The following is a 12,992-nucleotide window of genomic DNA, read 5'->3' as shown; positions in this document are numbered from 1 at the left end:
CTTCTCCCCGCCCCCCCCCACCCACCCACCCCCCCGCTCCCCGACCCCGCCCCCAGGGCGTGCATAATTGCACCCCCCCCCGTCGAGATGATGCTCTCGCCGGGCCGTCTCGCATTTCCCTACGACAGGGGACCGCCGCCCAGAAGGACTCGTCCCGGCGGCGAGTGAGGCTCCTCATCAGGGGCCACCCACACCAGGCCGCCGCATTCGGTCAGCGCCGGCCAGGTGTCCTCATCAGGATTCCCATCCGGACCGACAAGGCAGCGGCCCTGCTCAAGCGCATCCGCGATCCGGGAAAGCCACGCGTGAAGCGGCCATCCCGCAACCGGATCCGTTAGAAGCTCCGGCTCACGGTCCACGAACCACCGGCCAAGACTTCCGTAAGATGGCTCCCCCAGCCGGGCGTCGACATAGAGCCCGTGCCACATATCGCCCACCACACAGGAGAATGGAATACGTCCCGGCTCGCGCTCCTGGTCCCGGATCTGCACCGTATAGGCATCCCGCAGCGTCTCCAGCGGGTACCAGCCCTGAGCGCCCGGCAAAAACCCGGCAGGCCACCAACTCTTGCCGATCCCCGGATCATCTATACCGTCGTGCAGCTTGTACCACGCCCGTAAAGCAGGCGGAAACACCACCCCGATCGCCTCTTGCACGGCATCAACCTCCGCATCGCTGGCCGGCGGACGCAACAGCGCCGCCGACGCCGGAGCGCGCTCGACAAGCCACCCCTCGATACGCTCCCACGCTGCCACCGCGAAGTCTTGTTCACTCATACCCGGCAGGGTAACGCGGACGCTTCTCATCGGGGGCCTGTCGATGAATTGGTGGGTCGTGTCGTGCTCGCTGACCTGGGATGTCGCGTGCATGACGTAGCTGGCGAGGTCGCTGGGGTCGATCAGGCGGGCAGGGATCGGCTCGGGACGGTGGCCGTGGTCCTCAAGGAGGGGGCGGACCTGTTTGATCAGGGCTCTCATTTGGTTCTCGCCAATGCGGAAGAGGTAGGCGGTCAGTGAGCAGGACAGGCCGCGCTGGTCGAGGACGGTAGCCCAGATGATGTTCTCGGTAGTGAGCTTGCGGTGCCGGGGCCCTTGCTTGGGCAGGAGGGCGTCGAGCCGGTCGCGGATGCCGGCGGTGAGACGGTCGAGGTCGCGGCGGTCCAGGCCCGTGTGGGGCTCGTAAAGTCATCGCTGCTGGTCAGCACCCGCCTCCAGGGGCGCCGGTAAGGACTTGTAATGCTGCCCTGATGATCGTGTCCCTGCTCTACCGCACCGCCCGCGCGCTGTTGTCCGTCCCCGCGGTCCTACTGCGTCGAGACACCGCCAAGGATGCCGAACTGCTGGTACTGCGGCACGAGATGCCATCCTGCGCAGGCATGTGAAGGGCAGGGTGCGCTATGAGCCGGCCGACCGATTCTGGCTCGCCACCCTCACCTCGCTGATACCGCATGGCCGCTGGGCCGCCGCCTTCCCCGCCACCCCGGCACTTTGCCGGCCTGGCACCGCAAACTGATCGCCAGGAAGCGGGACTACTCCACCCGCGGCTCCCGCACCGGACGGCCGCCGACGGCGGCCGCACTCAAGAGTCTCGTGCTGCGCCTGGCCGATGAAAATCCCCGCCGGGGCCACCGCCGCATCCAGGGCGAACCGGCCCGACTCGGGCACCCCATCGCGGCCTCCACGGTCCGGGAGATCCTGCACGCAGCAGGCATCGACCCGGCCCCGCACCGCTCCGGCCCCACCTGGCGCGACTTCCTCACGGCGCAGGCTCAGGGAATCCTCGCCGCGGACTACTTCCACATCGACACGGCCCAGGGCAAGCGCCTGTACACGATGGCGTTCATCGAGCACGGCACCCGGAGAATGCACATAACCGGGGTGACCGCGCACCCCACCGCGCAGTGGGCGGCACAACAGGCCCGGAACATCGCTGCCGACCTCGGCGCGCGGAGCGCCGGGCCACGGTTCCTGCTACGCGACCGAGACAGCAAGTACACCCACGCCTTCGATGCCGTCTTCACCGCCGAGGACACGGAGCTGCTGCTCAGCGCGCCCCGGGCACCACGCATGAACGCGCATTGCGAACACGTGATCGGCACCATCCGCCGCGAGGCCGTCGACCACATCCTGATCCTGGGCGAGAGCCACGCCAGGAAGGCCCTGACTGACTACCAGGACCACTACAACGGACACCGGCCGCACCAATCCCGGCAACAGCTACCGCCCAGCGCGACCGAACAGCCCGCAATCGTGCACGACCTCGACGACCGAAGCCTGCTCCGCACCAGGGTCCTCGGCGGCGTCATCAACGAGTATCGATACGCCGCGTGAACTGTAGCAACGACTTTTCGAGCCCCACAGGTGCCGGTGGTGAGCTGGACGACATCACCATGCATCGGGCGAGGCCCGGGAAACGAGGTCATGCCAGCACCCCCGCGAGAGGCACCTGGGCGATCGGATTCCACATGATGTGCGCGCCGTCGTGCCATTGCTCAACGAGATGCAGTCGGTCCACGAGCACGGTCCCGGACAACGGCTGCTCAATGGCTGACAGCGCGGCTCTGAGGGTGACAGCGTCGACGTCCTCAGCACCGTTTGAGGCGTAGGCGCGGGACATGTGGGGGTAGCGGCTCGGAGCGGCCTTGAAGGCGGCTCCCGTGGAAACCGTCGCCTGGGTGAGGGCGTCCACGATCTCGGTGAACGGGCGTCCCGGCCATCCGCTGATCTCCACACCGACATTGCCCACGGCGGGCCGGTCGAACGTCAGGGTGAAGGGCCGCACCGTCTGCGCGTAAGTCGCGACGTCCTTGAGGAGCGCGTCCGTGTCGAGCCGGTGCTGCTCAGTCCGACTGCGTGCAGGAGCGTGCAGTGAACCGTTCCGGGTTCGGTAGGGACTCGATCATTTGAGAGGATCGAGTCATGGCACGTCCTTCCCAGTACCCGCTTGAGCTGCGCCGTCGTGCGGTGTGCATGGTCGCCGAGGTGCGGCCCGACTACGACACCGAGTGGGCTGCGATGAAAGCGGTCGCCGCGAAGCTCGGCATCGGCACGACCGAGACGTTGCGCAAGTGGGTCCGGCAGGACGAGATCGATGCCGGCACACGGCCGGGAACGACGACGGAGGAGTCCGCGCAGATCAAGGCGATGAAGAAGGAGATCGCCGAGTTGAAGCGGGCCAACGATATCCTGAAGGCGGCGGCGAGTTTCTTCGCGGCCGAGCTCGACCGGCCACACACACGCTCGTAGCGTTCATCGACGAGCACCGGGACCGCTTCGGCGGAGTCGAGCCGATCTCCCGTGTTCTGACCGAGCACGACTGCAGGATCGCCCCGTCCACCTACTACGCCCACCACAAACGCATGACGGCCCCCTCGGCCCGCACCGTTCGGGACGCCGAACTGAAGGCCTTGATCCAGGAGGCATACGAAGGCAACTACCGTGTCTACGGCGCGAGGAAGATCTGGAGGCACCTGAACCGCCAGGGCCAGCCCGTGGCCCGCTGCACCGTCGAACGTCTCATGCGCGAGCTCGGCATCACCGGCGCCGTCCGCGGCAAAAAGGTGATCACCACGATCTCGGACCCCACTGCACCACGCGCTCCGGACCTGGTCGACCGCAACTTCGTCGCGAGTGCGCCGAACCGCTGCTGGGTCGCCGACTTCACTCATGTCGCCACGTTCTCCGGCGTCGCCTTCGTCGTGGACACCTTCTCCCGCCGCATCGTCGGCTGGTCCGCCTCCACCACCAAGGAGACCAGGCTCGTCCTGGACGCCCTGGAGATGGCACTGTGGCAGCGCGACCGCGATCAACACCCGCCTGCTTCGGGCGAGTTGGTGCACCACTCGGACGCGGGCTCGCAATATACGTCGTTCACGCTGGCCGAGCACTTGGAGAAGGCCGGCATCGCCGCCTCGATCGGATCGGTCGGCGACGCTTACGACAACGCGCTGATGGAGTCCACGATCGGCCTCTTCAAGACCGAAGTGATCAAGCCGCAGCGACCCTGGCGGTCCCTCGCCCAGGTCGAACTGGCCACCGCCGAATGGACAGACTGGTACAACCACACCCGGCTCCACGGTGAGATAGGGCACATCCCGCCCGCCGAATACGAAGCCAACCACTACCTGGGCACCACGAAAGCCCAGGTCACAACCAACATCTGAGATCTCTACCGAACCCGGAACGGTTCACGCCGACGGTGATGACGTAACCGCCTGCGTGTCGCGGTCCGCGTCGATCGTGCGTGCGAGGTCGTCAGTTTGACGGATGAGCAGCACCCGGAGGGCGGCGTAGTGTCTGCCGGGGTCTATGTACCGTGACGATAAAACTTCGACATCAGTGCCCGCTATGGAACGGTCGAGACTGCTTTGACAAAGCAATGCGGCTCCTCCGTGGCGAAGTAACAGAACACCCACGCTGTGGTGGTGACAATGGGTTCACCCGTGGCCAGTAGGCCGGAGGACCATCCAATGTCTGCCTGGTCGAGAGCGTGGGTGAATTCCTCGAGCGTGGTGCCCTGGTCGATGCTGGTGCCCAGGACATCGAGGGGGCCCGTGCGGTCCGCCTCGAACCGCAGGCTCATCAATTCCGCATCCTCGAACACGAAATCCACACCGTTGGCAGAAAGCACGAACGCGTCATAGCTGGGATCCACGTCTGTCCGCACCAACGCCAGCCCCGATGCGACCGCTACACTCCTCACCTCAGCCTCATCGGAACCGAACGCGACGCGGGCTCCCGTGGACAGGAAATCTGTGAAGTCGAGCAACGACATCGCTTGAGCCACCCCAGTTGCACCAGCAACGACCTACGCTTGCCGCACAAGATAGCGTGACAAATCAGCGGCAGTCCAAACTACCGTGACCCAACGGCGTCAACTACGGTGGCCCGCCATCTCGAGCCCGCGAGGTCATGGCGCCGCGCTAGTCGCAACTGCCACGTCCCGGCACAACGGCGGAGCAGCCACCAGGCCGGCGATGCTGACCATTCCGTGGGCTGTTCGATGCGTGGACGGCGATCGACCCTGGGGGCCGCAGAGGAGGAGCAGTTGGCGCCGCTGCCGAGGGTGCGGAAGCTAGCGCGCCGACAGCTCCAGGTGGAGGCCCCGCCGGTACGGCGCTTCACCCCGTCGGCGACGGGAGGCACTCGACGACGCCTGGGTGACCACCTCCTTCAACTGGCTCTCCTTCAAAGGAGACCCGGACCGCACCTACCGCATGGAGGAGGGCACCCTGATCCGCAACCGGGACAGATCAGACATGTACTATGCCCGCTACCTCGAACTCATCGACGACAACCGCCGATAGGCCCGCACCGCGGTTCTGCTGGCTGCAACATTTTCGACCCCGAATGCGAGCCGGGCGGGGCAACCTCGCAACCTGGCCCCGTTCGGTGGCGGCCCCCGGCGTCGGAACGGCGGGGTGGAGGGCGGCATCGATGCGGAAGCCGAGGGGGCCTGATCGCGGCGTTATCCGAGCACGCCGAGGGAGGTGCCCGGCCGACAGTGCGAGCAGGCGCGGATCCCGTCGGCGAGCAGGGTGCGGGCCTGGTCGCGGTCGATGGCCCGGCGCCGTTTGCCTGCGGCGTGGCAGTAACCGGCGTGCACCTCGGTCGGAGGCCTGCCTTGGCCTATGCCGAGTTCCACAATTCAGTCCGGGGTGGGCGGCCGCCGCTTTTCCCTCTGCCGCCGTTCGAGCTCGTCCGATTCGACCCCGTCGCGGGCACGTTGATCGCGCCTGAAAGCGCCGGTCAGACGTGTTCGAATCCGCTGGGTCAAATCTCAAGCTGAGGCCTTCGCGAACGAGTCTGGCGATCTGGGACTCCTGTCACCCGGGGTGGTCCCACACGTCCCGCAACCGAAGCGGTGGGGGAACAGCCCTACTCCGTTTGGTAGCCCGTCAGTTGAGCGCGTTCGTCGTCGTCGAACCGGTCCTCCAGCGCGCGCTTACGGTCGGAGGGCACGCGGCGAAGGCCCTGCTCGTAGCCGCTGATCGTCGGGACCTGCGCGACCACGGCCTTGATTCGCCGGTCTGTGGCCGCCAGTACGATCGCGTGTCCGCCGGCGTAGCTGGATCCCCAGAGCCCGATCCGATGGACGTCGACGTCGTCGAGGCTCTCCAGGAACGAGATCGCCCGTCGCCAGTCCGCAACCTGCTGCCAGGAGTCGATGTCGCCACGCGGCTCACCTCCACTGAGACCGAATCCACGGTTGAGACCGAATCCACGGTGATCGTGGACAAGGACGACGAACCCCGACTGGCTGAAGCGTTCCGCATAGCCTTGCAGGCTCTGGTACTGCGCTCCGGCGAAGCCGTGCGCCATCGTGATCGCCGGGAAGGGACCGTCGTCCGTGGGCGGACGGAACACCCAGGCGTGCAGCTGTATGTTGTCGGCGGCGGGCACGAGCACTTCCTCAAAGCCCATGAACCTTCACCCCTTCATGTGTTTGCGATGCTGTTCGCGTAGTCAGTGAGGATGCGTGCCACGGCTGCGGGTTGTTCGACGTGGGGCCAGTGCCCGGCGCCAGGGACGTAAGCGGTCTCGTAGTACTCGAATCGGCTCGCCACCTGCTCGCGGACAAGTGGACGTGAGGCAAACGTGTCGTCACTGGTGATGAGCATCGTCGGCACGGTGACCGCGGAAGGCGCGTCGCCCAGCGGGTGCCCGCCGGTCCAAAAGCCTCCGTATGAACACCAAGTCGCCGCTGATGACGTTGCCTGGACGTCGCAGCTGATCGACGTCAAGTCCAGCCTGCTGCGGCCTGTCAGCATGCGCCACCCGGGTCACGCTCCTATCCGCCCGCCTCCGGCTCAGTCCGTTGCCCGCCACACCGCGTCCAAGGAATCCGCCGTTGTCGGCACGTCCTGGGTTCCGACCACCCGCCACCCCGCAGCTTCCCGAGCCACTTCGAAATGAGCGGCGAGACGCTCGATTTCGCTGTCGTCCGGACGACGACGTGACCGGATCGCCTCTACCGCCGCCCCGGCGTCGTGGTAGACGGTCACCCTGCGATCGGGCACGACGGTGTGGGAATACCCTTCTGCCCGCAGCTCGGTCTGGCTGCGCTCCAGCCAGGCGACAACGGCGTCACCGTCAAATAGCCACTCCCGCGACGCCGGCGAGCTGATGTGCAACGGCGCAGCCCAGTAGTCGAGAATGAACTCCGGCCCCCGCGGGATCGCACCGCTCCCCACTCCCACCCAGGTCGGCAGGTAGTCGTCGAAGAACCAGTGCGTGACCTCGGTGCGGACAGCATCGTCACGCGCGCCGTCCATGTCACCGCCGCCGTTCACTGTGGCGGCGTGCACGTGCGGGTACGCGCCTGACCGCGGCGGGATCGCTGTACTCGTGACCAGCCATCATCACTTCTGTCCTCCGGAACGTCGCTGATACGGCGCGAGACAAAAGCACCGGCTCTGGCGGGTCGGCTTCTCGGGCCCACCACCTGATGCGGTGGCCAAAGAGTTCCTCACGGGGGTCAGCCTTGGCCGGCGAGGCTGGTCATGACAGGAGTGCCAGCGCGCTGTACCAGACCGGGCTCACGTTGAGCCGATCCGAGTAGAGCTGCAGCATCTGGTCGAAGAACTCACGCGGGCTCGGCCTCGCTGTCAACAGGCGCTGCGCGTCGAGCAGGTAGTCGCGGGTCTGTTCCAGTATCGACGGGTCATCGGGGAGCTCTCTGTTCTTGTGGCCCGCGACAACCGCGCGTGGGCGCAGCGCGGCGACGGTGTCGAGCGCAGTGAGCCACTTCTCGATTCCGCCGCCGGGGCTTTCCAGCAGGTACTGGTGAACTCCGTTGTACGCGACGTCACCGGCCACGACGAGGCCGATCGACGGCACGTGCAGGACGCTGGTGTCGTCGGTGTCGGTGTGGCCGGTCTCCACCGCCAGGAGGCGATGCCCTTCCAGTTCGAACCCCGCTGCCGGAATCTCCTGGTACACCACGGGGCTGTCGGGAATGAGTCCGGGAAAGTCCACGTCCCAGGTCTGTTCGCGCCCCTCGGTCGCCTGCTTGTGCATCAGCCGGATCGTTCCCTCGGTCGCGTACGGCACGGCGTCGGGGAATCGCTGCATCAGCAGATCGGTGCCGAACCAGTGGTCGCCGTGCCCATGGGTGGCGTAGATGTAGGCCAGTCGTCTGCCCCAGTGCTCGATCCAGTCGCCGAGGCCGTGCACCTGATCGCGGGTGAACGGCGGGTCGACCAGGACCGCGTCCGTCTCACCGAGGATCAAGGTGCATGCCAGCGGCGAGGATACGATCGGACCTCCGTCGGGCAGACGCGTGGACCGTTCGCGGCGCACCCCGTCGAAAACCAACACGTCGTAGCGCAGCTCCGTCACGTGGAACCTCCTGGCTCTGCGACTGCTCGCCGACCGCAGACGTCGGGTGGGGATCAGACCCGGATGACGCCTGGATCGACGATGAAGGACTCCCGCAGGAGGCCGCCGAAAGCATCGGCGACGACGTGGCGTTCATACCGCGCTTCCAGCGCCGCGCTGCGGGTCACAAAACCGGTCCTCGCTACTTTCCGGGTACCAGGAACACCTTTCCCTGTCTGCCCTTCTGTTCTGCTTGAGCGACGGCTTCACCGATCTCGTCGAGGGAATACTCGCGCCCGGGAGAGGTTTCGATGACTCCCTCTCGCATAAGCTCCACTATGTCTTCCCCCAGCTGCCGTCGTTCTGCGTCGGTGAGCCTCGGAAGCCAGTAGCCGAGCCAGTAGACCTCCACAATACGGCGGCCCGCGGGGATGTAACGCGGATCCTCACTGACGCAGATCGGCTCGCCCGTCAGGGAGCCGTACAGCATGGGCATTGTCAGGCCCAGCCCTATGCAGCGATCGTAGCCCGCACACCTCGGTAGCGCCCGCTCAGCCGGAGCAGCGACGGTGTCCTCTCCCATGGGTCCGGCCGCCAGACCCGCTCGCTGCCCGGGCCGCTGCCGGCCAAGCCGCGGTCGGCACCTTCGTGCCCCGTCGAAGGCTAGGTGACGACGCGGATCGGTTGTCCGGCTTGGAAGGCTGCGATGTCCTCGACCGCGTCGCGGTAGAAGACCTCGTAGAGCTCGCGGGTCACGTAGCCGATGTGCGGGGTGAGTACGGTGTTCGGCAGCGTACGGAAGGGATGCTCAGGGGGCAGCGGCTCGACGTCGTAGACATCGAGTGCCGCGCACCTGATGGCCTTGCGCTGCAGGGTGTCCAGCAGGGCGTCCTGATCGATGATCGGCCCCCGCGAGGTGTTCACCAGGATAGCGGACGGCTTCATCGTGGCGAGTTCCGCGCTGCCGACCAGTCCCCTGGTGCGGTCGCTGAGCACCAGATGCACTGAGAGCACGTCCGCGTGGGCGAACAGCTCTTGTCTGGTCACTGCCGTCACCCCGTGCTCGGCGGCACGTTCGGGCGTGAGGTTCTGGCTCCAGGCAATGGTGTCCATGCCGAACGCCTGGCCGATCCTGGCCACACTGCTGCCCAGGTTTCCCAGTCCGAGAAGGCCGAGGGTCTTTCCGTGCAGCCCGGTGCCGACCGTGTGCTGCCAGCCGCCGTCCCGCATCGCACGTTCCTCGACCGGGAGGTTGCGTGCGGCGGCAAGGATCAGCGCCCAGGTGAGTTCTGCGGTGGGCTCCCCGAAGTATCCGGTCGCGGAGACCACGATGCCCTGCCGGGCGGCGGCCGCCACGTCGATCGCCACGTTCCGCGGGCCGGTGCTGACCAGCAGCCTCAGATCGGGCAACCGGCGTAGAACCTCTGCGGTGAACCACGTGCGCTCGCGCATCGCGACGACCACCTCGAAGCCGGCGAGCCTGCGGACCAGCTCGTCCACATCCAGGATGTGGTCGGTGAACACCTCGACCTCGGCGTCCAGAGGTCCCCAGTCGGCGCACTCGAGAGCGACCCCCTGGTAGTCGTCGAGAATCGCGACCTTCACAGCGGTCACACTACGGCGCTCCTGATGGCGGGGCGAGTTGAGCGATGACAGAGTGCGGGACACCTGGTCGACCCCACTGCCGAGCCCTTACGCGTGCAACCAGCGCTTGGCCACCCGGCTCCGACAGTGCGAGGCCCGACTAGCGAGCCGTGCTCCTGCGCCCGCTCTGATGTGCGTTCGGAAATCACGTAACTCCTCGTTCAGAGGCGATCCGGCGGCGTCGACCGGGCGATGGACCTGGCGGGCAGGCACACGAGGGGGCAGGCGACCCACCGCGGGTGTAGACGACACGACGGCTCATGACGCTCCTCCTGTGTGCGCTGGACGTGCGCGCCCCCGATGTGACCGAGGTCTGGGTCGTCAGCCGGCATCCTGAAGCAGGAAGTGCCGTGCGCTGAGCGGGCCGTCGAGCTGCATCGGCCGCCCGCCCTCTCGCAGACCACCGAGGTCCAGTGCGGCGAACCCGAACTGGTTCAGCAAAGCGGCCACGGCCGCCTTCGCGTCGGCGTCGTCGCCCGCGTAGAAGACCGCCTGGTGGCCTTCCTCGTGCTGAGGGTCCGCGGCGATGAACGCGGCAAACAGGGTGTTGAACGCCTTCACGATCCGCGCTCCGGGAAGGCGGTCGGCCACCCGTTCGCTGCCCGTGAGGTCACCGACGTCGTACCGGCCCCGCCAGGGGTTGGCCGCGACTTCCAGACCGCATACAGCATCCTGCCCCCGGAAGCCGCCTCTGGGGCGACTGAACCCGGCGCCGGCATCACCCTCGGTCCGATCGCCATCCACTGCGCCATTCTGCGGCCCGGCAAGAACGCCCACCTGGCGTCCGGCCCGACCGAGGTCAGCGGGTTCGCCTTCGCCGGGGACGACCGAACTGTGGCGCGCGTGGATGTCTCCACCGACGGTGGCGGCACCTGGACCCACGCGGATCTCGACCCACCGGAGAACCCCTGGACGTGGCAGCACTGGCGCGCCACGCTCTCCCTGCCCCCGGGCGAGGCCGAGATCAACGGACGCGCCTGGGACTCCACCGCGGCCGTGCAGGCCGAATCCCCGGCGACCGTCTGGAATCCCAGGGGAGACGCCAACAATGCCGCAGCTCACCTGCACATCACATGCCATTCCTGACCAGATGCTTCGGCAGAACGACAGGGCCCCGTTGCCGCTCGGCCACAGGTCAGGGCGAGCCACCCCGATCACCGAGCATCGCGACAACGGGCCGCCGACCGCGCCCCGTTCGCCCCCGTAGAGAGCCGGCGAGCAGCTGCTCTGCAGAGCAGGATTGCCCGGGGTCGCCCCAACACCTTTTCGTGCACGGGCAGGTTGCACAGTCCCATTGCGCGGGCGGCCCGAAGCCGGCCTTCGGCTCGGGTGACGCAGCTCGAGTCCGGCGAGCGGTACCGGGACCGGTTGATCAGCCGCGGGCGCGGAGGCTGGCTTCTTCGAGGTCGAGTTCCCGCTGGATCCGGCGCCGGGTGGCGTTGCTGATCTTGTTCGCTTCGTAGAGGCGCTGGAGCTCGGCCGCCTCAATGGCAATGAGTGTCCGACGTATCTCGCGGTAGGCGTCGGCAGGACGGGCGTCCGGGTCGCTGTAGTGGGCATCTTCAGCCTGGTGGATGCGCGCCTCCAAATGGCGACGGGCCTGATTCAGGGCGGCCTCGGCGGCGGCACCCAGTTCCGCGAGCTGGTCCGGATCGCCCAGCTGTTTGAGCTCTTCGAGAGCGGCCTTGGCAATGTGCCGGCGGGTCCGGGACTCCTCGCGCGCGGAGTGCTCCGGCTCCAGTGCGATGCCGGAGAGGCGGACGACAGGGGCGAGGGTGAACCCCTGGAAGACGAGAGTGAGCGCGACGGTCCCGGTAGTGAGCATGAGGATGAGGGCCCGATGCGGCAGCGGCGCCCCCGTGTGGGTGACCAGGGGGATGGAGAGTGCGGCAGCCAGCGGCATGACGCCTCGGGTGCCTGCCCAGGACAAGACAGCCGGAACACGCCAGGAGAGGCGACTGTCTCCCTCCGTGTGCCGGTATTGGATCAAGGCGGACAGCGGGAAGATCCACAGCAGGCGGATCGCAAGCAGGGTGAAAACAATCACCGGAACCCACAGCGGCCAGCCGTGCTCGTCGTGCGCAAGCTGACGGACCGTGGAGGGGAGCTCGAGGCCGATGAGAGCGAAGACAACGCTCTCGAGGAGGAAGGTCACGGTGTCGTAGACGGCGTGGACCTGGAGGCGGACGGGGGCGATGCTGAGCTTGCGGCCGGCGCTGCCGAGGACGACCCCGGACACAATGACGGCAGTCACGCCGGAGGTGTGCAAGTCCTCTGCAACAACGTAGGAGGCGTACGGGGTGACCAATGCAATGACGGTCTCCAGCATGGGGTCCTCGGTCCGTCTGCGGATGAGGGTCACCACTCCGGCGACAACCGCGCCGATGAGGGCTCCTCCGCCGGCAAGGATCAGGAACTGCTCGACAGTGCTGGACACGGTGAGGGCGCTGCCGGAAACCGCGGTGGCCACGGCGGCCTTGTACAGGACCAGGGACGTGGCATCGTTGAACAGGCTTTCCGCCTGCACCATCACCTGCACGCGCGGTGGGAGGGACAGACGCCGCCCGAGCGCGGAAACGGCCACGGGGTCGGTACTGGCCAGGACGGAACCCAGGATGAACGCGGCCGCGGCAGTGAGCGGCGTGATCGCACGGGCGACGTTCGCGACAGCGATGGCCGAGGCGAGGACCAGACCGAAGACCAGGCCGGTCACGGGCCGCCACACGGTGCGCAGGTCGCGGACAGAGATTTCCCCGGCCGAGGCGAAGAGCAGTGGCGGCAGCACCAGCACGTTGATCACATGAGGCGGCAGGCGAACTTCGGGCACCCAGGGCATCAACCCGACGATCAGACCGGCAACGACGAGAAGCGAAGGGGCGGGCATGCTCCAGCGCCGAGCACCGGTCGTCACGGCTGTGGCCAGGACCACGAGCAGCAGGATGACGGTCAGGCCGGTCATGGAACGTCCCCAGTGGGTTACGGCTTACTACCCCCTCTGACCAGGTACTTTACCAACGTAACCGACCTCGG

17 protein-coding genes are annotated in these 12,992 nt (G+C 67.1%); 5 read left to right on the top strand and 12 right to left on the bottom strand.

The features are described 5' to 3' along the window. Nucleotides 1-119 precede the first annotated feature (119 nt). The gene (locus tag ACIQCZ_RS39465) at nt 120-977 is read right to left on the bottom strand and encodes an SMI1/KNR4 family protein (protein WP_402290584.1); all 858 of its coding nucleotides are present in this window, start codon (nt 975-977) and stop codon (nt 120-122) included. A 269-nt stretch (nt 978-1,246) separates the two neighbouring features. Between ACIQCZ_RS39465 and ACIQCZ_RS39460 the strand changes: the two genes are divergently transcribed. Both ACIQCZ_RS39460 and ACIQCZ_RS39455 read left to right on the top strand, forming a co-directional pair. Continuing rightward, a complete protein-coding gene (locus tag ACIQCZ_RS39460) occupies nt 1,247-1,381 on the top strand; it encodes a hypothetical protein (RefSeq protein WP_402290581.1) in 135 nt (44 codons plus the stop codon). 106 nt (nt 1,382-1,487) lie between these two features. After that, nucleotides 1,488-2,330 (top strand): integrase core domain-containing protein, encoded by an 843-nt coding sequence (locus tag ACIQCZ_RS39455; protein WP_402290578.1) that lies wholly within the window; start codon nt 1,488-1,490, stop codon nt 2,328-2,330. 88 nt (nt 2,331-2,418) lie between these two features. On the opposite strand, the gene ACIQCZ_RS39450 is transcribed toward ACIQCZ_RS39455, so the two are convergent. Next, the gene (locus ACIQCZ_RS39450; RefSeq protein ID WP_402290577.1) at nt 2,419-2,781 is read right to left on the bottom strand and encodes a hypothetical protein; all 363 of its coding nucleotides are present in this window, start codon (nt 2,779-2,781) and stop codon (nt 2,419-2,421) included. Nucleotides 2,782-2,918: 137 nt separating this feature from the next. Between ACIQCZ_RS39450 and ACIQCZ_RS39445 the strand changes: the two genes are divergently transcribed. Continuing rightward, nucleotides 2,919-4,162, top strand: a protein-coding gene (locus ACIQCZ_RS39445; RefSeq protein ID WP_402290575.1) for an IS3 family transposase whose coding sequence is annotated in 2 segments (ribosomal slippage) — nt 2,919-3,201 and nt 3,201-4,162 — 1,245 coding nt in all. Because the reading frame shifts where the segments join, the coding sequence is not laid out codon by codon here. 182 nt (nt 4,163-4,344) lie between these two features. Here ACIQCZ_RS39445 and ACIQCZ_RS39440 read toward each other — a convergent pair. Beyond that, entirely contained in the window at nt 4,345-4,773 is a 429-nt protein-coding gene (locus ACIQCZ_RS39440; protein ID WP_402290573.1) for a hypothetical protein, read from the bottom strand. A gap of 385 nt (nt 4,774-5,158) precedes the next feature. Here ACIQCZ_RS39440 and ACIQCZ_RS39435 point away from each other — a divergent pair, with 385 nt between their 5' ends. After that, complete coding sequence (locus tag ACIQCZ_RS39435) at nt 5,159-5,305, top strand: hypothetical protein (RefSeq protein ID WP_402290571.1); 147 nt, start codon at nt 5,159-5,161, stop codon at nt 5,303-5,305. Between the two features lie 161 nt (nt 5,306-5,466). On the opposite strand, the gene ACIQCZ_RS39430 is transcribed toward ACIQCZ_RS39435, so the two are convergent. The 8 genes from ACIQCZ_RS39430 to ACIQCZ_RS39395 all read right to left on the bottom strand — a co-directional run bounded on the left by ACIQCZ_RS39430 (nt 5,467) and on the right by ACIQCZ_RS39395 (nt 10,739). Beyond that, a complete protein-coding gene (locus tag ACIQCZ_RS39430; RefSeq protein WP_402290568.1) occupies nt 5,467-5,643 on the bottom strand; it encodes a DUF6233 domain-containing protein in 177 nt (58 codons plus the stop codon). Nucleotides 5,644-5,876: 233 nt separating this feature from the next. Continuing rightward, complete coding sequence (locus ACIQCZ_RS39425) at nt 5,877-6,401, bottom strand: alpha/beta hydrolase (RefSeq protein ID WP_402290565.1); 525 nt, start codon at nt 6,399-6,401, stop codon at nt 5,877-5,879. Nucleotides 6,402-6,436: 35 nt separating this feature from the next. Then, nucleotides 6,437-6,769, bottom strand: a complete 333-nt coding sequence (locus ACIQCZ_RS39420) for an alpha/beta fold hydrolase (RefSeq protein ID WP_402290563.1) — start codon at nt 6,767-6,769, stop codon at nt 6,437-6,439. A gap of 39 nt (nt 6,770-6,808) precedes the next feature. After that, nucleotides 6,809-7,306, bottom strand: a complete 498-nt coding sequence (locus tag ACIQCZ_RS39415; RefSeq protein WP_402290561.1) for a hypothetical protein — start codon at nt 7,304-7,306, stop codon at nt 6,809-6,811. A gap of 193 nt (nt 7,307-7,499) precedes the next feature. Continuing rightward, the gene (locus tag ACIQCZ_RS39410; protein ID WP_402290558.1) at nt 7,500-8,339 is read right to left on the bottom strand and encodes an MBL fold metallo-hydrolase; all 840 of its coding nucleotides are present in this window, start codon (nt 8,337-8,339) and stop codon (nt 7,500-7,502) included. Between the two features lie 181 nt (nt 8,340-8,520). Beyond that, nucleotides 8,521-8,901 carry a zinc-binding dehydrogenase gene (locus tag ACIQCZ_RS39405; RefSeq protein ID WP_402290556.1) on the bottom strand — a complete coding sequence of 127 codons (381 nt, stop codon included), beginning with the start codon at nt 8,899-8,901 and terminating at the stop codon, nt 8,521-8,523. 80 nt (nt 8,902-8,981) lie between these two features. Then, entirely contained in the window at nt 8,982-9,923 is a 942-nt protein-coding gene (locus ACIQCZ_RS39400; protein WP_402290620.1) for a D-2-hydroxyacid dehydrogenase family protein, read from the bottom strand. A 360-nt stretch (nt 9,924-10,283) separates the two neighbouring features. Further along, nucleotides 10,284-10,739: a hypothetical protein gene (locus ACIQCZ_RS39395; RefSeq protein WP_402290553.1), complete on the bottom strand. Its 456-nt coding sequence runs from the start codon at nt 10,737-10,739 to the stop codon at nt 10,284-10,286. Between ACIQCZ_RS39395 and ACIQCZ_RS39390 the strand changes: the two genes are divergently transcribed. Further along, nucleotides 10,632-11,048 (top strand): hypothetical protein, encoded by a 417-nt coding sequence (locus ACIQCZ_RS39390; RefSeq protein WP_402290617.1) that lies wholly within the window; start codon nt 10,632-10,634, stop codon nt 11,046-11,048. The genes ACIQCZ_RS39395 and ACIQCZ_RS39390 overlap by 108 nt on opposite strands. A gap of 286 nt (nt 11,049-11,334) precedes the next feature. Here the strand turns inward: ACIQCZ_RS39390 and ACIQCZ_RS39385 are convergent, their stop codons facing one another. Then, entirely contained in the window at nt 11,335-12,921 is a 1,587-nt protein-coding gene (locus ACIQCZ_RS39385; RefSeq protein ID WP_402290552.1) for a Na+/H+ antiporter, read from the bottom strand. Nucleotides 12,922-12,992 lie beyond the last annotated feature (71 nt).

The sequence above is a fragment of the Streptomyces sp. NPDC093149 genome (assembly GCF_044754145.1).
Classification (GTDB): Bacteria; Actinomycetota; Actinomycetes; order Streptomycetales; family Streptomycetaceae; genus Streptomyces.
The sequence above is the reverse complement of the archived record's forward strand: the minus strand, read 5'-3'. Positions and strand labels throughout refer to the sequence as shown.